General features: G+C 36.5%; 18 protein-coding genes. 13 read left to right on the plus strand and 5 right to left on the minus strand.

The window, feature by feature from the left end:
• Positions 1 to 8: 8 nt before the first annotated feature.
• Complete coding sequence (locus DYR29_RS18185) at positions 9 to 1,064, plus strand: tetratricopeptide repeat protein (RefSeq protein ID WP_213277960.1); 1,056 nt, start codon at positions 9 to 11, stop codon at positions 1,062 to 1,064.
• A gap of 149 nt (positions 1,065 to 1,213) precedes the next feature.
• Here DYR29_RS18185 and DYR29_RS18190 read toward each other — a convergent pair whose 3' ends face one another.
• The 3 genes from DYR29_RS18190 to DYR29_RS18200 form a co-directional block, all read right to left on the minus strand.
• A complete protein-coding gene (locus tag DYR29_RS18190; protein ID WP_213277961.1) occupies positions 1,214 to 3,511 on the minus strand; it encodes a GH92 family glycosyl hydrolase in 2,298 nt (765 codons plus the stop codon).
• A 77-nt stretch (positions 3,512 to 3,588) separates the two neighbouring features.
• Positions 3,589 to 4,272 (minus strand): response regulator transcription factor, encoded by a 684-nt coding sequence (locus DYR29_RS18195; protein ID WP_213277962.1) that lies wholly within the window; start codon positions 4,270 to 4,272, stop codon positions 3,589 to 3,591.
• Positions 4,273 to 4,274: 2 nt separating this feature from the next.
• Positions 4,275 to 5,537, minus strand: a complete 1,263-nt coding sequence (locus DYR29_RS18200) for a sensor histidine kinase (RefSeq protein WP_213277963.1) — start codon at positions 5,535 to 5,537, stop codon at positions 4,275 to 4,277.
• A gap of 160 nt (positions 5,538 to 5,697) precedes the next feature.
• Between DYR29_RS18200 and DYR29_RS18205 the strand changes: the two genes are divergently transcribed.
• The 9 genes from DYR29_RS18205 to DYR29_RS18245 all read left to right on the plus strand — a co-directional run bounded on the left by DYR29_RS18205 (position 5,698) and on the right by DYR29_RS18245 (position 13,913).
• Positions 5,698 to 6,108 carry a DUF1573 domain-containing protein gene (locus tag DYR29_RS18205; protein WP_213277964.1) on the plus strand — a complete coding sequence of 137 codons (411 nt, stop codon included), beginning with the start codon at positions 5,698 to 5,700 and terminating at the stop codon, positions 6,106 to 6,108.
• A 173-nt stretch (positions 6,109 to 6,281) separates the two neighbouring features.
• Complete coding sequence (locus tag DYR29_RS18210; RefSeq protein ID WP_142018957.1) at positions 6,282 to 7,163, plus strand: SDR family oxidoreductase; 882 nt, start codon at positions 6,282 to 6,284, stop codon at positions 7,161 to 7,163.
• Between the two features lie 82 nt (positions 7,164 to 7,245).
• A complete protein-coding gene (locus DYR29_RS18215; RefSeq protein WP_213277965.1) occupies positions 7,246 to 9,186 on the plus strand; it encodes a M1 family metallopeptidase in 1,941 nt (646 codons plus the stop codon).
• Between the two features lie 178 nt (positions 9,187 to 9,364).
• Positions 9,365 to 10,252, plus strand: coding sequence for a DUF2589 domain-containing protein (locus DYR29_RS18220; RefSeq protein WP_213277966.1), 888 nt, complete (start codon positions 9,365 to 9,367; stop codon positions 10,250 to 10,252).
• Between the two features lie 15 nt (positions 10,253 to 10,267).
• The gene (locus DYR29_RS18225; RefSeq protein WP_213277967.1) at positions 10,268 to 10,966 is read left to right on the plus strand and encodes a hypothetical protein; all 699 of its coding nucleotides are present in this window, start codon (positions 10,268 to 10,270) and stop codon (positions 10,964 to 10,966) included.
• Positions 10,966 to 11,544, plus strand: a complete 579-nt coding sequence (locus tag DYR29_RS18230; protein WP_142719688.1) for a hypothetical protein — start codon at positions 10,966 to 10,968, stop codon at positions 11,542 to 11,544. The genes DYR29_RS18225 and DYR29_RS18230 overlap by 1 nt, the downstream gene beginning before the upstream one ends.
• Positions 11,545 to 11,556: 12 nt before the next feature.
• On the plus strand, positions 11,557 to 12,819 hold the full coding sequence (locus DYR29_RS18235; RefSeq protein WP_213277968.1) for a S8 family peptidase: 1,263 nt from the start codon (positions 11,557 to 11,559) through the stop codon (positions 12,817 to 12,819).
• On the plus strand, positions 12,816 to 13,019 hold the full coding sequence (locus DYR29_RS18240; RefSeq protein WP_213277969.1) for a hypothetical protein: 204 nt from the start codon (positions 12,816 to 12,818) through the stop codon (positions 13,017 to 13,019). Before DYR29_RS18235 ends, DYR29_RS18240 begins: the two co-directional genes overlap by 4 nt.
• A 66-nt stretch (positions 13,020 to 13,085) precedes the next feature.
• Complete coding sequence (locus DYR29_RS18245) at positions 13,086 to 13,913, plus strand: endonuclease/exonuclease/phosphatase family protein (RefSeq protein WP_213277970.1); 828 nt, start codon at positions 13,086 to 13,088, stop codon at positions 13,911 to 13,913.
• Positions 13,914 to 13,916: 3 nt separating this feature from the next.
• Here DYR29_RS18245 and DYR29_RS18250 read toward each other — a convergent pair whose 3' ends face one another.
• Entirely contained in the window at positions 13,917 to 14,603 is a 687-nt protein-coding gene (locus tag DYR29_RS18250) for a response regulator transcription factor (protein ID WP_213277971.1), read from the minus strand.
• On the minus strand, positions 14,593 to 15,915 hold the full coding sequence (locus DYR29_RS18255) for a sensor histidine kinase (protein WP_213277972.1): 1,323 nt from the start codon (positions 15,913 to 15,915) through the stop codon (positions 14,593 to 14,595). The genes DYR29_RS18250 and DYR29_RS18255 overlap by 11 nt, the downstream gene beginning before the upstream one ends.
• Positions 15,916 to 16,029: 114 nt before the next feature.
• Here DYR29_RS18255 and DYR29_RS18260 point away from each other — a divergent pair, with 114 nt between their 5' ends.
• From DYR29_RS18260 to DYR29_RS18270, 3 genes are all read left to right on the plus strand, one after another.
• On the plus strand, positions 16,030 to 16,863 hold the full coding sequence (locus DYR29_RS18260; protein ID WP_213277973.1) for a GLPGLI family protein: 834 nt from the start codon (positions 16,030 to 16,032) through the stop codon (positions 16,861 to 16,863).
• Positions 16,864 to 17,036: 173 nt separating this feature from the next.
• Entirely contained in the window at positions 17,037 to 19,406 is a 2,370-nt protein-coding gene (locus DYR29_RS18265; protein ID WP_213277974.1) for an outer membrane beta-barrel family protein, read from the plus strand.
• Positions 19,407 to 19,512: 106 nt separating this feature from the next.
• The gene (locus DYR29_RS18270) at positions 19,513 to 21,378 is read left to right on the plus strand and encodes a M1 family metallopeptidase (protein WP_213277975.1); all 1,866 of its coding nucleotides are present in this window, start codon (positions 19,513 to 19,515) and stop codon (positions 21,376 to 21,378) included.
• Positions 21,379 to 21,409: the final 31 nt, after the last annotated feature.

The following is a 21,409-nucleotide window of genomic DNA, read 5'->3' on the forward strand; positions in this document are numbered from 1 at the left end:
TAATATTTATGTATAAATTCTTTTTGATTTTATTTGTATCAATTTCACTACAGCTTAGTTCACAAATCAACACGCAATTGCTTTCAAATTCATCATGGACACATGTGAAATCTGTTATGTTAGATGGAAGTAGAGATTTATCGCGAGAGGAGTATCGATTTTTGGTCTGGAAGATTAAAGGAAATAATATATGCGAAAGTATTGATCCTTGGGCTATAGAAAGAACAAAATGCAGGGATTTTAAAATTGAAAAGAACTTGATGAAACTATCAGACAAATCTGCTTATGAAATTGAAACACTAACATCAGATTCATTAATTGTCATACAGAAAGTAGATGGGATAACTTTTCCTGATAAAATAAGAAGGATGAAGTTTGTCAAAACATCTATTCTTGTCAAGAATTTTACAAATGAATCAGCAGGCGATTCCATTATTATTACTTCGAGAAATATTACTCCAACATTGACAAAAGGAATAATTACTGAAATGATGGAAATGTATTCGAAGAAAAAGTATGTACACAATTTTATTGTAGATGGAGAAATTAGAATTTTCCCAAAAAAACAAGAGATTGAAGTGAAAACAGATAATAAGAAACAGAATAAAGATAATCAAAAAAGTATTGATTTATTTAAGGTAACTCTACAAAAGGATTATAAATTATGGGATATAACAGGTTATGAGAACTTTGAGGAAATTATTATTCCTTATCAATTGAAGAGCGAAATGGAAGAAGGTTCTGGTAGCCTCGGTTTTTATAACTTGATTCCTTATCATGAAAACAAAGGAGTTGTAGTGAATATAAAAGATAGGTTTGTTTCTGCAGAAAATTTTAATAAAGGTTTAAAAGCTATCAACAATCAAAAATTTGATAATGCAGTTTACTTTTTCAATAAGGCTCATGAAGATGATAATACAAACACGGAAGCATTGTATAACGTAGCCTCAATTTCAATAGCTCAAAACAAAACAGACGTTGCTTGCACGGCATTAAAAAAATTGAAAGATCTGGAGCAAACAGAAGGAACCAAATTATACAACGAAAAATGTTCAGGAAAATAATCAATAAAAGCGGGCTAAAGCCCGCTTTCTTATTTAAATACTTTCATTGGCTTCAGCCAAAACGTATTCTTAATTCTTTCAGATCTGATGATTACATGGATTTTTAAACTCAAATATTAGCTAACTTCTTTTTAATATGTGAAAATATCTTACTTCTTCGCTTTACTTCCCATATAAAATGTCAGCTTCCCTCCATTCATAATCTCAGAATGCTTCAGAATATAATTCTTGATCTCTTTTCCATTCAGAAGAACTTTCTGAACATACACATTTTTCGGACTCTGATTAATGGCTTCAATTTCAAAAGTTTTTCCGTTTTCCAGATTCAGTACAGCGTTATCAATCGCAGGACTTCCGATAGAATAATCTTCCGATCCGGGAGCTACCGGATAAAAACCTAATGAGCTTAAAATATACCAGGCACTCATCTGCCCTGCGTCATCATTTCCTCCCAATCCGTCCGGTGTTGCTTTATACTGCATTTCCAGAATACGGCGGATTTGTGCCTGTGCTTTCCATGGCTGTCCTGTCCAGTTATAAAAATAAACAACATGGTGAGCAGGTTCATTTCCGTGGACATATCCGCCAATAATTCCTTCACGTGTAATATCTTCAGTGTCTGCAAAGAATTCATCAGGTAAATGCATGGAGAACAACTCATCAAGTTTTGATGCAAATTTCTTCTTTCCACCCATCATCGTAATCAGTTCATCAGGATTTTGTGGAACAAAGAAACTGTAGTTCCATGAGTTACCTTCAATAAAACCTTGCCCATGAGTACTTAGCATATCAAAATCTTTTTTAAAGCTTCCATCTGCCAGACGTGGACGCATAAACCCGATGGTTTTGTCAAAATTATTTTTCCAGTTTTCAGACCGTTTGATAAACTGATTATAAATTTCTGTTTTGTTTAAATACTTTGCCAGTTGAGCAATCGCCCAGTCGTCATAGGCATATTCTAATGTATTGGAAACTGAAGTTCCATTCTTTTCAGCAGGAATATATCCAAGATCAATGTATTGTCCGATACCTTCATAATTTCTTTTATTAGCAGTTTCTATACAAGCTTTCAATGCTTCTTCAGGATCACCTTTATAATTTCCTTTAATAATGGCATCAGCCACTACACTTACACTGTGGTATCCGCTCATACACCAGTTGTCGTTAGCATAATGTGACCAGATAGGCAGCATTTTCATTGAGAATTGATTGTAATGAGCCATCATAGATTTTACCATGTCACCATTCCGTTTAGGCTGGATGATATTAAAGAAAGGATGAAGCGTGCGGTAAGTATCCCACAGGGAGAAGGTTGTGTAATTGGTAAAGCCATCTGCTTTATGAACATTCTGATCCAGTCCTTTATATTCTCCATTGACGTCCATATAAGTGGTGGGATTGATAAAGGTGTGGTACATTGCTGTATAGAAGTTAGTCTTTTCCGTATCAGAACCTTTGATGACAATTTTATTTAATTCCTTGTTCCAGTTGTCCTGAGCTATAGCTTTAACCTGATCAAAAGTCATATTCCCGGTTTCTTTTTCCAGATTTTCCAGAGCATTGGTCTGGCTTACCGGAGAAATGGCCAATTTTACTTCAATCGCTTCATTTTCATTGGTATCAAAATCAAAAAACATTTTCAGGTTCTTCCCTGCAATCTCTGGGAAATTCTGATTCTGGTCAAATTTTCTCCAGAATCCTTTATAGACTTGCTTCTCATCATAATTTTTTTGCCCATAAGATTTAAAAGGCTTTGAAAACTTCATCGCGAAATAAACCGTTCTTGTTCTTGCCCAGCCATTCGTCTGACGATAGCCTGTGATGGTATTTCCGTTTTCTACCCGAACATATGTCCATACATTTTTTCCGTCATAATTGTAAATGCCTGCCATCAGATCCAGAATAATATGTGACTGGTCAGACTTTGGAAAAGTATAACGGTGGATACCCACTCTTGGCGTTGCTGTAAGCTCTGCCAGGATATCATGATCGTCCAGTTTTACTTTGTAGTATCCTGCTTCTGCTGTTTCGTTTTGATGAGAAAACCTGCTTCTGTAACCGCTTTCAAGATTGGTTGCTGTTCCAGGATTCAGTTGAAGTTTTCCTACAGTAGGCATTATCAGGAAATCTCCGAGATCAGAGTGTCCCGTTCCACTAAAGTGAGTAGAACTGAAACCTACAATGGTTTTATCTTCATAGCGGTAACCGGCGCAGTATTTATAAACCTCACCATTGTATTTTCCGTTAAGTTCATAAGAAATAGTATCTGTTTCAGGGCTTAGCTGTACTGCACCAAAGGGAACTGTAGCTCCGGGATAGGTATGTCCCATCTTTTCAGTGCCGATCAGCGGATTGACGTACTGTATTAATTTTTCAAATTTTTGGGCATGAAAGTTTGCACTTAAAAATACTAGAGAAAGAAAAACAATAGGTTTGTGATTTTTCATTAATGACGATTTTTCAAAGTTTAAAATTAATTAAAATCATCATTTGCTGTTGTGTTTTAGAGAAATTCGGGTATTATTTATTCTTTTTCAGAAAAGCGAAAACCTATTCCGTGCAGGTTTTCTATTAAAACATTCCGTTCTTCGGCAAGTACCTTTCGCAATCGGGAAATAAATACGTCAAGACTTCGTCCCATAAAGTAGTCATCATCGCCCCAGATTGCCTTCAAAATGTCCTGTCTTTTTACAACCAGGTTCTTATGACAGATAAAATAGAAAAGCAGATCAGATTCTCTCTGGGTAAGAGTTATGTTGTTTTCTTTCCCTTGCAGCGTATAGTTTTTAGGATCAAAATCATACTTCCCAACCTTATATTTTTGAGGAAATGTGTCTGTTTTTTTAGTACGTTTCAGGAATACTTCAATTTTCAGCATCAGTTCTTCGATGCTGAATGGTTTTACAAGATAATCATCGGCACCTATTTTAAGCCCTTTAATTCTGTCTTCTTTTAAAGCTTTTGCAGAAATGAAAATAATAGGAATCTCTGAATTTTTACTGCGGATATGTTCGGCTACTTCAAATCCGTTCATGCCGGGCATCATAATATCCAGAAGGCAGATATCAAAATTTTGACTGTTAAATGCTTCCAATGCAGATTCACCATCTGAATAACAGCTGATATCATAATAACTTTCCAGACTGTCCTCTACAAGGAAAGCGATCGTCTGGTCATCTTCGGCATATAAAATTTTAGATTTCTCCATACTTACACATGATTATTTGAAAACGGGAAAAATAAAGTAGTCGTAATTCCTTTATCTTCATTATTCTCCACAGAAATTTTCCAGTGATGCTGCTGAACTACTTTTTTTACATAAAATAATCCCAGCCCAAAACCATTCACTTCTTCACTTCTTTTGGTATGTACCCTGTAAAATTTTTCAAAAATATGAGGAATATTTTTAGCGGGAATTCCCATTCCGTTGTCTTTAAACTTTAAATATAAGCCTTTTGAATCTTTATCAGCTGAAATTTTAATCACAGGTTTTGTTTCACAATATTTAATGGAATTATCCAACAGGTTGTAAATGATATTCGTAAAGTGAAATTCATCAGCCATCACTGAAGTACTGTTTTCAATATGAATCTCTATGCTGAGGTCTTTGTTTTTGTGCTCTATGCTGTCTGCAATTTCTTGAATAAAAGGAAGTAACAGTATTTTCTGAGGCTTTAATGACAATCCTGCAGCATCATTTTTAGCAATATTCAGTATTTTCTCAATGTGATTGTTGAGCTTATGACTTTGATTGATGATAATAGAAGTATACGTCTGCAGTTTGGTATTATCCTGTACCAGATCTTGTTTATTAAGAGCTTCTGAGGCCAAAAGTATAGAAGATAAAGGCGTTTTAAACTCGTGCGTCATATTATTGATAAAATCACGCTGCAATTCCGAAAATTTCTTTTGCTGAATAATGGTGTAAATAGAATACACATACACCAGAAGAATAATGATAAGGGCAAATGTAAGAAGATACCAGAACCTCAATGAGCTGATCAGATAAGTTGTTTTATCCGGAAAACGGATAGAAAAATAATAGATCAGATTTTTGTGCTTCGGGAAATTGATCACTTTATTGCTGGGACTTTCCTGGTGCGAAGTCATGTACTTTCCGTAGACCATTTTATCACTGTGGCAATTATATAATGCATATACATAATCTGTATTGATCTGGAAGCGGGTAAATTCTGTTTTCAAATAGTATTCCAGAACTACAGGATGAAACTCATTATTAATATTAACCACGTAATAATCATTGGCAATATTTTGTACAGGATTTTCAGTATAGGATGTTTTTCCTCCGGAGAGCTTTTCCGCAACTTCCATTAAGGCAATATTGACCTTCTGATTAAATTTTTTATCTTCAAGATTATAAGCCTGCCGGGTCCACATCAGCTGAGCTATTAAAATTCCGATTATAGCTATGAATCCCAGTGTTATTATAATATTGAGTTTTTTTATTTTCATTTCCTGAAACAATATTATCCAAAATTATCTATTTATCTTTTATCATTAACAACTCGTTAACAAATGTTTGACAGCGGTTAACAAGTTGTAATCACGGTCTGTTTTACATTTGCTATATCGAAAGAAAATAATCAGTTTCTAACTATTAAAATTTATACTCATGAAAAAATTAAAAATTACCGCTCTTTTAGCTGTTTTGGCTTTCTCTCCTTTCTATGCGAATGTTCTTACTGCAGATGCTCCATCCATTGTGAAAATGGTTGCAGATGCTATTAAATGGAAATCAGAATCTATAGATGTAGGAAATATTCCTCAGGGAAAACCAAAATTGATCAGATTTGAATTTACGAATACAAGTTCAAAACCAATCATTATTCAGAATGTAGCACCTTCTTGCGGATGTACTACAGCTGATTATACAAAAACGCCTATCCAGCCAGGAAAAAAAGGATTTGTAGAAGCTAGCTACAATGCAGCAGCAACAGGTCCGTTCATGAAGACTGTAAACGTTACTACAAGTGATAGTAAAACTCCTAAAACACTTTCATTCAAAGGAGTAGTGGCTTCTTAATATATTGTTTTAACAGATAAAGAATGGCCTGGTAATTATTATCAGGCTATTTCTTTTCAAATATTTGATTTGTTTTTACAATAATCTAAAGAATAATTATTTGTAGCATTATTTATCGACCTTTTTTAAAGGATTGCATTTCAATATTTATTATTTTTAAGAAAAAATAATTTATGAGTCTATATACACAACCAATGCTGCGCGAAGGTGCACTAAAAGATAAAGTAGCAATTGTAACAGGAGGCGGAAGCGGGCTTGGAAAAGCGATGACGAAATATTTTCTTGAACTGGGCGCTAAAGTGGTGATTACTTCCAGAAATCTGGAGAAGCTGCAGACCACAGCGAAGGAACTGGAAGATGAAACAGGTGGTAAAGTACTTTGTGTAGCTTGTGATGTAAGAAACTGGGATGAGGTGGAAGCCATGAAAGAAGCTACCCTGAAAGAATTCGGAAAGATTGATATTTTATTGAATAATGCTGCCGGTAACTTTATTTCTCCAACAGAGAAACTGACTCATTCCGCTTTTGATTCTATTCTGGATATCGTTTTGAAAGGAACAAAAAACTGTACACTTTCTGTTGGAAAGCACTGGATAGATTCTAAAACTCCGGGAACTGTATTAAATATTGTAACAACATACGCATGGACAGGTTCTGCTTATGTAGTACCATCAGCCTGTGCAAAAGCGGGAGTTCTGGCAATGACCCGATCACTGGCTGTAGAATGGGCAAAATATGGAATCCGTTTCAATGCGATTGCTCCGGGACCTTTCCCTACAAAAGGAGCCTGGGACAGACTTCTTCCGGGCGATCTTCAGGAAAAATTTGATATGAAGAAAAAAGTTCCGTTGAGAAGAGTAGGAGAACATCAGGAGCTTGCCAATCTTGCGGCTTATCTGGTTTCTGATTATTCAGCTTATATGAATGGTGAAGTTGTAACCATTGATGGCGGAGAATGGCTTCAGGGAGCAGGAGAATTTAATATGCTTGAAGCAATTCCTGGTGAAATGTGGGATGCTTTGGAAGCCATGATTAAAGCAAAAAAATCAAATTAATTAAACTTATATTAAAAAAACTCCCGGATGTGTAACAAACCCGGGAGTTTTTTTTACCTATACAGTAAATAATATTTTTCAAATGAATTTTAAACTTCCAACCCTTGTTTCCACCGTTGCAGTACTCCTGTTTTCAGGAGTTGTATACGCACAGGAAAACCCGAAATATGATTATGTTGAAGCATTCAAGCCGTTTTTCTATCCGCAGACAGGTACAGCAACACGATCTGCAAGCGGACAACCGGGACATGCTTATTGGCAGAATTCAGCAGATTATCATTTGAATGTCAGCCTGAATGAAGATAAAAAAGAGATTACAGGTACAGCAGAAATTACCTATACCAATAACAGTCCGGATAAACTAGGTTTTCTTTGGCTGCAGCTGGATCAGAACCTCTTTGCAAAAGATTCCAGAGGAAATGGAGTAGTTCCGCTTTCGGGAAGCAGAAACGGAGCTCATGGCGAAGAGTTTAATGGCGGATATAAGATTAAATCAGTAAAGCTTGACGGGAAAAGAGAGGTGAAATATACCATTACCGATACAAGAATGCAGATTGATCTTCCACAGGAACTGAAAGCCAATGGAGGGGTTGCCAAAATAGAAATTGAATATTCTTTTGTTTCTCCTGACTACGGTTCAGACAGAATGGGAATTCAGGATACTAAAAACGGGAAAATATTTACCATGGCACAATGGTATCCAAGAATGTGTGTGTATGACGATGTTTTGGGATGGAATACACTTCCATATCTTGGCGCTTCAGAGTTTTATTTGGAATATGGGGATATTACAGCCAATATTACTGTTCCGGCTAATCATTACGTCGTAGCATCCGGGGAACTTCTGAATGAAAAAGAAGTCTACAGCAAAGAAGAGATCAACAGATGGAACCAGGCAAGAAACAGTGATAAAACAGTGATGATCCGCCCTGAGTCTGAAATAGGTAAAAATAAAACTTCCGGTACGAAAACCTGGAAATTCAAAATTAAACAGACAAGAGATTTTGCATGGGCATCATCTGCCGGATTTATTTTAGATGCTGCAAAAATTGACCTGCCTAGTGGAAAGAAATCTTTAGCGATTTCAGCTTATCCGGTAGAAAGTGCAGGTGAAAAAGCCTGGGGACGATCTACTGAATATACAAAAGCAGTCATAGAACATTATTCAAAAAAATGGTATGAATACACGTATCCGGCAGCAACCAATGTAGCAGGAAATGAAGGCGGAATGGAATACCCGGGAATTGTATTCTGTCATATGGATTCCAAAGGAGAAGATCTTTGGGGTGTTACAGATCATGAATTCGGACACAACTGGTTCCCTATGATCGTTGGATCTAATGAAAGACTGTTCGCATGGATGGATGAAGGATTCAATACATTTATTAACGGACTTTCCACCGAAGCTTTCAATAAAGGAGAATATTATCGTAAACCGAATCTGGCAAGATCAGGAACTTATCTGCTGACCGACAGCCTGGAGCCTGTAATGGTAGGACCGGATAATATGAAAGAAAGAAGCATCGGAGCGTTGGCTTACTATAAACCGGGAACAGGATTGGATGTTTTAAGAGAAACGATCCTCGGACCTGAAAAATTTGATAAAGCATTTAGAACCTATATAGACCGTTGGGCATTCAAGCATCCTACGCCTTGGGATTTCTTCCATACGATGGAAAACGTTTCCGGAGAAGAGCTGAACTGGTTCTGGAGAGGATGGTTCTTTAATAAATGGAAAATTGATCAGGCCGTAAAAAATGTAAAATATATTAACGGAGATTTTAAAAACGGAGTTCAGATCACTGTTGAAAATCTTGGTCAGCTGCCAATGCCTACCATCGTACAGTTGAAATTCAAAGACGGAACGGCACAAACAGTGAAAATTCCTGTTGAAGTTTGGAAAAGAAATACAGAATGGACATTCAAGGTAGATTCTAACAAGGAAATTGATGAGGTGAAGCTGGATCCGAATTCAGTAGTGCCTGATATCAACCTGGAAAACAATAGCAAAAAACCAGAATAGATATTCTGCTGTATATATCAGCAAAATATACCTGTTACAAAAGCCTGAGCTTACAACTGTAAGTTCAGGCTTTTTGTTTTAGGGTGTTTTTCCGGGGTAAGTAAAGGGATTTGCCTACAATCTCTTGAGCATCGGTGATCTACTTTTGTCTCACCATATTAATTAAAAACAAAAGAACATGGAAACATTAAAATCGGTGCTTGAAGCAAGCCACGCAAAAAAAACAAAAAATGAGTTAATCGACCTTTTATCAGGAGTTGAAAAAGTACTTACTCCTGCAGTCTATGAAAAAGTATCAGGAATTGAGACTTCAGAACTGGGTGCATTGACGAACAAAGAATTATTAGGTATTGTAGAAGACTTCAAAAAGAATTATGATGCAAAGTGGGAAAAATCTTTTTCCGGAGCTTCTTCCGAAATCATGAAACTGATTGCCGGTAAAATCGCTGCCGATGAAGAGATCTTCAGAACTTCAGACGCTGCCAGTGCAGATTTTGCTGCTGAATTGGGAAGTATAGACTTTGCGACTATTATTGGCGGACCTTTGGATGCCTGTGTAAAAGCACAGTCTAATGCCTCTATTGCCACCGTTAATTTCATCAATGAAGTTGGTTTTGAACTTACAGACCCTGCCAATGCTGCCAGTCCTAAAAAACTGAGAATGGCAGAATTCAAATACAAAAAAAATATTCCGAATCCGGATTTTAAAGAAGATGAGCCAGTAAGTGATACCAATCCTAAAACGGTTCCCAATGATGTAGAAATTTCAGTGCCTTTTATTGCGCTGCTGAATGTCCCAAGTTTCAGGATTGAAACCTGTGAAGTAGATTTTAACGTTAAACTTAATTCAACTTACACAAAAGACGTAAGTGACGAATTCGGTATCAATGCAGGAGTTTCCGGAGGATGGGGACCTGTAAAATTCAAAGTGGATGTATCGTATAAAAGAACTTCCAGCACAGGAATCAAAGTGGAAAAAGAATATTCTTTGGGCGTAAAAGTACGTGCAACCAATGACGAAATGCCTGCAGGACTTGAAAAGGTACTTGGACTTCTTTCACAATAATCTATTTTACGAAAAATGATAAAATTATCAGACTACCTGGATTATCTCAACAACGAGATAATTCAGGCTCGTAAAAAAGCAGACGAAAATGCAGTTCTTATTGCAAAAGAATATGCCCGTCATGAATACCTTAAATATTTTAAGGTTCCGAGATATGCGCTGCCCAGTGTGAAGATGGATATTCCGATCAAGATTACAGATATAGATTCTGCTCCTAAATATAATTTTAAACTGAACCAGGATCAGTTTGTTATAGAAATGAATGAGAGAATCCTTCTGGTGAACAAAGAGAAAAGAATGAATATCCCCGAAATCACGAAAAGACAGCTCCAGACCGAAGAGTTTAAAACACTGTTCAGTAAACTGGAAAAAAATGATCAGAAATTCGGAAAACTTCCTGCCAATGAAGTACTGAAACTGGATCTTAGAAATAAAATAAAAATTCTTAATTCCGGGATATTCAGACCTCAGGATGGGACTACAGAAGAAGAAACGGATGAGCTGAAAGAGATCTTTTCAAAGGTTTTACTGAATAAATACACCCTGGTGAATGCAAAGCTGAACAACATTTACATAGATCCCAATACCAGCGCAGCGGAAGATAAAGACAAGCTGTTCATCAATCTTCACGTAGAAATGGAGGAAGAAGGAATCAGGATTGTATCCTATAAAGATAAAGACGGTAATGAAATAGAACAGATAACTTTTGAGTAATGCAGGAACTTATTCACTTTACGGTACAGAAAATTAAAGAACTTCTGGAGCATTTCAATGATGTTCAGGCTCTTTATCTGTCAAAATCATTCGACTTTGATGCCCGGCTGGATGTATTTCTCAATGAAGTTCTGGAATATTTCCGTACCAAAGGAAACACCAGCCACGAATCTGAAGTGTTGAAGATTATGAATATGATTTCCACGGTGAAAAGAGGTTTTAACCCTATTAAAATGGAAAAAATAATGACAGGAAGACGAGAGCTTCTCGGAGGATTTTCATTCAATGGAATGGAAAGCATGTATGGTATTCTGATGGAAATCTACGCAAAGGAAAATAAAAAACTCGACGATGCGGAAGAACTTATTTCAGGAATCATTGTGTCATTATACCAAAATGGAATTTTAGATGATGAAAAGCTGAAAGACATGAATTCTATTCCTAAAATTGAACGTTTCTGGACTTCATTGGTTGAGCAGAATACAGCCATATCCGGGATTAATAAAAAACTGAGATTGACCATTATCCCGGAAGATATTTACATCATTCTTGAAAAAGTATTTCTGAAATTAATTTAAAAAAAGAGCATTATGGAAACCGGAAGATATATCGTTTTGCTGAAAGATCAGCAGAAGACTGCACTCAAGAAAATAGAGAAAGAGCTGGAGGTGAGCATTACTTCTTCAGAACTTCTTTCCAAAGAAAACCGTTCCTATGAAATTATTGATCAGGATAACGGAGTGCTTTACAAAAACCTGGGCATTCTTGTCGTGGACAATATGGATGAAGATCAGTTGAAAAGTGCTGTGAAAAATGAATCGAATTCTATCGTTTATTATGAAAAAGAAAGGGAATTTTTTCCAGCGGATGAACTGCAGTTGATTAATGAGCTTAAAAAACAATCTGCCGGGCTGTCAGAAAAGATTTCAGAGCTTGAAAAATACATAACCAGCAAACCTTTGCCTCAAAAATCATTCGTTGAAATGGAATGGGGATTACAGGCGATTGGGCTGGGAAATACTCACTATACAGGAAAAGGTATTGATGTCTGCATTCTGGATACAGGACTTGAAACTTCCCATCCCGATTTTTCTTCTGAAGAAATTGAAGGGAAATCTTTCATCGATGGTGAAGACTGGAACAGAGATCCCAACGGGCATGGTACACACTGCGCAGGAGTTGCTGCAGGAAATACGAGATCTGATAACGGAAGACGTTACGGAATTGCCAGAGACTGCAATCTGAAAATTGCAAAAGTGCTCGCTGATAACGGAAGAGGTACCACCAGCTGTGTCATTGATGCAATAGACTGGGCGATTACTAAGAAATTCAGAATACTGTCTCTTTCGCTGGCATCTCCGGTGAAGCTTGATGATCAGCCTTCCGTACTCTTTGAAACTATTGGAGAAAGAGCATTGGAAAATAACTGTCTTATTATAGCAGCTGCTGGAAATGACAGCAACAGACCGCAGATTCCACAACCTGTCTCAATGCCGGGCAATTCAAAATCTATTATGGCGGTAGGAGCTATTGACGGCCAGATGAAGATTGCCAGGTTTTCAAATGCTGGAATAAATCCGTCTACAGGAGGAAATATTAATATCTGTGCGCCCGGAGTAGATATTATCAGTGCCTATCCTAAAAACGCAAAGAACAAAAAGAACTTTTACTATACAATGAGCGGTACCAGTATGGCCGTACCACATGTTTCCGGACTTGCAGCTTTATATATGGAACAGTTTCCTGATAAATCAGCAAAAGAAATCTGGGAACTTATTGAAAATAAGGCAAGGCCTATTGAAGGCATAAAATACAGAGATATTGGAAACGGTTTAATACAGGTATACTTATGATCACTTATCTCGCAGTTTTAAAGAAAGATATAAATTTTAAAAAGCTTGAAGTTCTTCTTAAAAGTAAAGGCATAAAACTGACCTCTCACTACAAAACCATAGGAGTTGTAAAGCTTGAAAGCCCGCAGCCGGTTTCTGAATCCGAATTTCAGGAATATTTTATATCTATAGAAGAAGAAAAAGATAATTTAACAATATAATCATATCAATAAAGCTTTTCTGTCACAGAGAAGTTTTATTTTTGTCTCTTACTGATAAAATAACATATGAATTTAAGATTTTCAATGGTGTTCCTGATGTTTTTTGTATTAGGATTTTCACAGGACCTTACCGTAATGAGTTTCAATATCAGACTGAATGTTGAATCCGATAAAGACAATGCATGGCCGAAGAGAAAACAGGACGTTGCAGATTTATTAACCTATTATCATCCTGATTATTTCGGAGTACAGGAAGCGCTTCCGGAACAGATGAAAGATATTAAAACAGGATTAAAAAACTATGATTACATAGGAGTAGGAAGAGACGATGGTAAAGAAAAAGGAGAATTTTCAGCTATTTTTTATGATACCAACAAGCTGGAAGTAGTAAAATCAGGAACGTTCTGGTTATCTGAAACTCCGGAAAAACCTTCAAAGGGCTGGGATGCTGCACTGAACAGAATCTGTACTTATGCGGTATTTAAAGATAAAAAATCGAAGAAGGAATTCCTGGCAATGAATCTTCATTTTGATCATGTAGGAAATGTGGCAAGAGTAAAATCTTCTGAAATGATTCTGAAAAAGATCAAAGAACTGAATCCAAAGAACCTTCCGGTAGCACTGAGCGGAGATTTTAACCTGACAGATGATTCTGAACCGATTAAAATTCTTTCCCAGAATATGAAAGACACTTTTTATCATTCCGAAACGAAGCATTACGGGCCGGTAGGAACTTTCACAGGCTTCAATGTCAATGAAGTTCCGAAAGACAGAATTGATTATATTTTTACACAAGGCTTTAAAATACGATCTCACAGACATATCAATGACAGAAGAGAAAATCTGTTGTATCCATCGGACCATTTTCCGGTGATCGTCAATTTGTCTCTATAAAAATCAGTTGGTTGGAAAATCGACTTCAAATCCAATTCCTCTCAGGGATTGGATTTTTATTTGGGGATCGCTGTTGAAATACTTGCGGAGTCTGCTGATGAATACATCAAGACTTCTTCCGGTAAAGTAATCATTCGTTTCCCAAAGATTATCCAGAATATTATCTCTGGTAATGATCGTCCGATTATGCTTCAGAAGATATAATAAAAGCTCCTGTTCCCGTACGGTCAGCCGGTTGTTTCCGTTGGGATGCGACAATAGAAGTTTGGTGGTGTCCAGTGAAAATTCCCCGATTTTTATCTGGCTTTCCGTAGCGGCTGGAAGTGTTCTTTTTAGAATGTTTTTAATGCGTAACACGAGTTCTTCAGGGTCGCAGGGTTTGGCAATATAATCGTCAGCGCCTATTTTCAACCCGGTCAGTCGGTCTATTTTTTGATTTTTAGCCGTTAAAAACAGTAGTGGGAAATTACTTTTTTCCTTTAAAATCATTTGAGCCAGAGAAAAACCGTCGAGATTGGGCATCATCACATCAAGAATGCCCATTTGAAAAGGAAAACCAGATTGAAGTAACGGAACAATATCTTTCGGATTCTGAAACCAGCTGACTTCAAAATCTTCCAATTCAAGATACTGTTTCAGAATCATTCCGAAATCAGGATCATCTTCTGCCAGAAGGATTTTAGTTTTCATAAGGAATTGATATTTTAAAAGTACTTCCTGCCTGAGGTTTACTGGAAACTTCTATTTTACCTCCGTACATTGTAATGATTTTTTTAACGAAGTAAAGTCCAAGTCCCAGCCCTTTGCTGTTGTGGATGTTATTGTTCTGAATTCTGTAGAATTTTTCAAAAATATGATTCAATTCTTTTGTTTCCATGCCTTGTCCATTATCTGAAACTTCAATTTCCAGATGTTGAGAATGGTTGCGGGTATTTATTGTAACAGCAGATGCGCCATATTTTACACTGTTTTCGCAAAGATTTTTAATGACGGTTTCTATCAGGTTTTTATCAAAAGGAAGCTTTTGTGAGATGCTATTTTCAAGGTTAAAATCAATGTTCGGGTAAGTAACCGCAAGATCCTGAATGAAAAAATCCCAATCTTCAGGTTGTATTTCAACCATTTCATCCGGCGTTTCGTCGTTATGAAGCTGAGCCATCAGGCTTTCAAGGCGGGAAATCTGGCGGTCGATAAGAGGCAGTATTTCCGAGTTCCATTCTTTTTTTAATGCTTTGGAAGCTATTTTTAAAGTAGCAATCGGAGTTTTAAACTCATGTGATATGTTATCCACAATCGTGTGGAGAACTTCTACCTGCTTCTGCTGCTGAATCAGATTTCTGATCGTGAAGATATAAAGCAAGAGAACTCCTGCAAGAAGTATAATACAGCAAATGATCAGGAGGGTAAGCTCTTTGAAAACAATACTTTTTATATTTTTAATCTCAAAATCTGTCCGGCTTTTAACCAGGAAACTATTCTTTTTTTCAACCTTCCCATTATCCGTATCATCTCTTTTGGTGGTTGAGGTTTCCCAGCTTCCATTACTGGCGATACGTGGATTTTTAAGCTTATCCTGTGTCTCAAAAATAACAATAGGTTCTGTAATTACTTTTGCGCTGTCTGGCAGATGGACAATTGAAAGATACCGGATTCTTGCGGAAATCTCATACCCGTCTTTCTGGTAGCGGCTGTCAATATAATGGATCAGTCTTTCTCTGGCAGATTTCCTGTTTTCTATAAAATAATTGAGAAAATTCCTTTTGTTGATCTCCTTATTATGATACCTGATAATGATTTCCTGAAGAGAGTCATCATTTCTTTCTTTCACCTCCTGGATGTCTTCAAGACTGTCTGTAAAATGGGTAAGCCCGTCATTCACGGATCTGTAGATATCCCTTTCTTTTACCTGATAGGTTTTATACATAAAGTAGACCTGTATTCCCAGTAAAAGCAGGAACAGAGCGGCAAAAACCGAAATCAGAATTTTACTCTTGGCTATCATTGAAACAAAGATAAAACTTTAACATTTTACTGAAATAGTATTTTTGTCATTAACCTTTTATTAACCTGATGGTTAATGTGTTTTTGGTAATTTTAGAAAATTAATAACCATTTAATGAAAAAGATACTCATTTTTCTGATTCTGATGCTTGGGATGCACATCAATGCGCAAACCCACCGCTTTATATATGAGCTTCAATACAGATTTGAACCTAACGGGACAAATTATGGTAAAGAAGAAATGGTGCTGGATATCAATCCTGATGAAGTGAAGTTTTATGAATCTGAATTTTTAGCAAGCGATTCCCTGAATATTCTTCACGGGGGAATTTCTTCCCAACATACCAGCCAGTCCGGACAAACCATTATCCGAAAAAGAAATTCCAATAAAAATAAAAATTTTGTTCAGATCATGATGATGCCTTATTATTATGTTTTTGAAACGGAGGATAATATCCAGTGGAAAATAGAGGCTGATACTAAAAAGATCAATAATTATAATTTACAAAGAGCAACTGCTGTATTTGGAGGAAGAAACTGGACCGCGTGGTTTACACCGGATATCAACATTCCTGAAGGACCCTATAAATTCAGAGGATTGCCGGGATTGGTTCTGTATGTAGAAGATGACAAGAAAGATTTTATATATTCTTTCTCCCGAAATAAAAATCTGCCAAAAACATACGATACAAAAAGCTTTCTCGAAAAGCATTATTCACTGGATGCTATTGCTATTGACTTAAAGAAATGGGTAAAACTAAATCTGGAATTTTATAATGATCCGTATGCCAGAATGAGAACCGAATTTCAGCCGGACTGGAATGTCCGCATTAATGGCCAGCAAATCAAAAGCAAAGAAGAATTTGCAGGTTTGACTAAACAAACTCAGATAGACATCAAAAAATATTATAATCCGATAGAACTGGATAAAGCCATTCCTTATCCATAAAAAAATATACTCTATTGATTTTGAAACCTGAATTTTACGAATTCAGGTTTTGTTATTGTAAAGAAAAGACATTAACCTATCATTAACCCATCGTTAACCGAAATTCTCCCTTTCAATACAGAATTTTGTAGGCATAAAACATAACAGTGTTTTGTTAGAATAAAAAAATAGCCATGTATAAAATTCTTTTTTTTCTGTGTTTGCCAGTTTTGATTCTTGCCCAGAAACAAAAACTTGAAGGAACGGTTATGAACACTGAAAATGAAAAGCTTTCATCGGTAAAAGTAGAGCTGTATAATTCTCAGAATACATTAATTAAAGAATTGAAAACTGATGAAAACGGAAAATTTATACTGGAGGGAATAACAGAACAGGATGTAAAACTGGTCGTTAAAAACCAGGGATATTCTTTATTTGAGAAGAAAATTGATCTGAAAGAATCTGATCCTCTGAGTATTATCCTAAAAAAAGGAACGAAGGAAATAGAAGGAGTAGTAATAACGAAACGCAAGCCCTTGGTGAAAAGAAAAGTGGATCGCCTGGAATTTAATGTTGAAAACAGCAATATTTCCTCACTCAATGCCTGGGAAATTTTAAAGAATACACCAAGTGTCACCGTAAACAATGATGTACTCGGTGTAAAGGGAAGTACTGCAATTTTGGTGACCATTAATGATAAAAAGATAATGCTGACGGGTGATGAGCTTAAAAATCTTTTAGAAAATACACAGGGAGATGATGTGAAATCGGTAGAAGTGATTACCAACCCGCCGGCAAAATATGAAGCTTCGGGTAGTGCAGTCCTGAATATTGTTCTGAAAAAGAATAAAATTGAAGGCTATCGCGGAATTCTTTCATCCAAATACATACAGACACAATATGCGAAAGGCGTTTTTGGTCTTTCCCAATATTATAAAAAAGATAAACTTTCCGTTATGGGAAGCTATTATAGAGGGCTGGGAACGTACTACCGGGAAGGAACAGACTATGTAAACTACCCGGAAAGCCAAACCCGATGGGTCAGTACGATGAACAGGAATGATAAAAACTATAACCAGAATACCCTGAATTTTAATGTGGAATATGAATTGGACAGTTTGACCAATGCAAGCCTCAACTACTCAGGGTATTTTTCTCCAAAATCCTTCGGAACCTACAATGTTCCTACACTGATCTATAATAATCAGGATATTGTAGAATCTAATTATACCACCATCAATGATCATCGCTCACGTTCCATTAATAACTCTGTAAGTTTTCAGATAGACAGGAAACTGAATAAGAAAAGCAGTCTTTCATGGATTAATTATTTTACCGGAAACAATGCCGATAAATATCAGAATGTCATCACCAATCTGAACTTTGCGGGTCAGTCTCCAAAAGAAGATAATTTTCTTACCAAGAACAAAGCTGATGTTAAGCTGTATTCCACTCAATTCGATTATCAGTGGAAGGAAGATAAACTGGAGCTGGAAACAGGAGCAAAATATAGTTTTGTAAAAACCAGCAGCGCACTTGACTTCTCTGATAACGAAAATGGGACATTACAGTACAGACCGGAAAAGAGCAGCATATTTGATTATAAGGAGCATAATTTTGCCCTGTATTCTTCATTAGCCTACAATATTGGAAAATGGAATTTCAAGGGAGGTCTCCGCGCAGAAATGACAGATCTAGAAGGAGTAGTCTCTGAACCTTATGAATTGAATAAAACCAACTATTGGAAGTTTTTCCCCACTTTCTATGTACAATATACCACAGAAAATAAGCAGGAATTCGGTTTCTCTTATGGAAAAAGGATTAGCAGACCTTCCTATTCATGGTTGAACCCTGCAAAATCTTATTACAATCTCTTTTCGTACTATCAGGGAGACCCAAAGCTAAAGGCAACCATCACCCATAACCTCAATCTTACCTACTCATGGAAAGAATGGAATGTGGATCTGTATTACCGGAAAGAAATCTATCCGTCTATGGAAATTTCTTATCAGGAACCAAGTACCAACAGTCTCATTTATTACTTTACCAATATTGAAAAAGGAGAAGCTTTCGGATTAAGTTTATACAAAAACTTTCAGGTCAAACCATGGTGGAACATCATCCTGTCTGAAAATCTTGAACACAACGAAAATTATTTTAAAGGAACAGACGGAATGCTGTATAAAAATAAAGTCTGGAACTGGGTTTCCAATATCTCAACAAGCTTTACACTCGATAAAAACAGCGATTGGAAAATGGAAATAGGACACCGTTACTATTCTCCAGGGATACAGGGAACTTTCAGGATCTCGGAATCTTCTTCCACATACCTGGTTGTCAATAAAAAATTCTTTAATAAAAAATGGGAAGCGAGCCTTTTGTTCAATGATATTTTTAAAACTTCACAGGAAAAAATAAGTACTAAGTATGCCAATCAGGATAATTATTTTATAGATTATCGGGATACTCAGAGTTTTACAATTTCTCTGAAATTCAACTTCGGAAATCAGTCTGTAAAAAATGCCAAAACAATAAAGAAGACTGCAGAACAAGATAGATTATAGAATAATTTACTATAAAACCACTTACAATAGAATATTATTACAAAAGAAATGATTACCTGATGTCACATTTTCGCTATTTTTGACACCTATCTTTAAAAAGGTCATTATGAAGAAAATTTTTTCCGGAATGCTGATGGTCGTTTCCTTACTGCAATTGTCTGCACAGGAACTCTATATGCCGAGGAATATTAAAAAAGCGTATGAAAAAGGGACCCGCGATATCTCCGGAGCACCAGGTAAAAACTATTGGCAGAATAAGGGAGTATATAATGTGGATGTGAAAGTGGATGCCAATACCAAAATGGTTTCCGGAAAAGAAACAATTGTCTATACGAACAACAGCCCGGATAGTCTGAATGAACTGGCTATTCGATTTGTGAATAACCTTCATAAACCGCAGTCACCCAGATCGGGATTTGTGTCTAAAGATTTTCTGTCTTCAGGACTTAAGATTAAATCTTTCATTGTAAACGGAACAAAATATGACGTCAACAGTGACGATTGGAGTACTGTTGAAAAAGTAAAATTAAAAACAGCTTTAAAGTCTAAATCAAAATCTGAAGTAAAAATTGAATGGGAATATCCGCTTTCAGTACAGAGTGGAAGAGAAGGTCAGATAGATCCGGAAACATTCTACGTTGCTTATTCTTTTCCAAGAATTTCCGTGTATGATGATTATAACGGATGGGATTTGCTCCCTCACTCAGACAGGCAGGAGTTTTACAATGATTTCAACGACTACAGCTTTGCGATCACAGCACCTAAAAATTTTGTAGTCTGGGCAACAGGAGATTTCCTGAACCCGGAAGCAGTACTTCAGCCTGAGTATTTAAAAAGATATAAAGCTTCATTAAAAAGCGATAAAGTAATGCATATTGCTACAGAGCAGGAAATGAAGTCTGGGAAAGTAACCAAACCCAATAAATGGAATGTCTGGAAGTTCAAAGCCAGTCACATTACAGATTTCTGCTTTGCAATGAGCAACCATTATGTGTGGGATGCATCAAGTGTTCAGTTAAAATCAAAAAGAGCAAGCGTTCAGGCAGGATATAAAAATGATGCAACAGATTTTGAGCACTATGTAGACTGGATGCGTTATAACATTGATTGGTTCTCTAAAAACTGGCCGGGAGTAGAATATCCTTATAATGCAATGACTGCTATTCAGGGATTTGCAGACATGGAATACCCAATGATGATCAATGATACCAGTATTCCCGATGATCTTCACGATGCAAGGCTGACGGCGGATCATGAAATTGCTCACACCTATTTCCCTTTTTATATGGGAATCAACGAGACGAGATATGCATTTATGGATGAAGGCTGGGCAACTACCCTGGAATATCTTATAGGAGTTGATGAAAATGGCGAAGCTGCAGCCAAAGAATTTTATAAAAACTTCCGTGTTAAAAAATGGATTAATGACCCATCTGCAGAACAGGACCAACCGGTGATTACGATGAGTACACAAGTGAGTGGTTCAGGATATGGAAACAATTCTTATGTGAAAGCCTCTTTGTCTTATCTGGCTCTGAAAGATTATTTGGGAGACGAACTCTTCAAAAAAGCATTGCATCATTATATGGACAACTGGAATGGAAAACATCCGGTTCCATGGGATTATTTCAATTCTATGAATACAGGGTCAGGGAAAAACCTGAACTGGTTCTTCCAAAATTGGTTTTATACCAATAATTATATTGATTTAAAAGTTACAGGTGCATCCCAGATTAATGATATGCTTACTGTAAACATAGCCAATGTAGGCGGGTTTGCAATTCCCTTTGATGCATTAATAGCATATGAAGACGGGAGTACAGAAAAACTGCATTTCTCTCCTTCTGTCTGGGAAAAAGATCAGAAACTGACCGATCTTGTGATTCCTATTAAGAAGAAAGTAAAATCCGTAAAGCTGGATGGAGATCTGTTTATGGATTATACTCCGGAAAATAATCAAAAAAACTTATAAAGTAAAAGCCTTCAGATTCTGAAGGCTTTTG

Source organism: Chryseobacterium indologenes (assembly GCF_018362995.1).
Lineage (GTDB): Bacteria > Bacteroidota > Bacteroidia > Flavobacteriales > Weeksellaceae > Chryseobacterium > Chryseobacterium indologenes_G.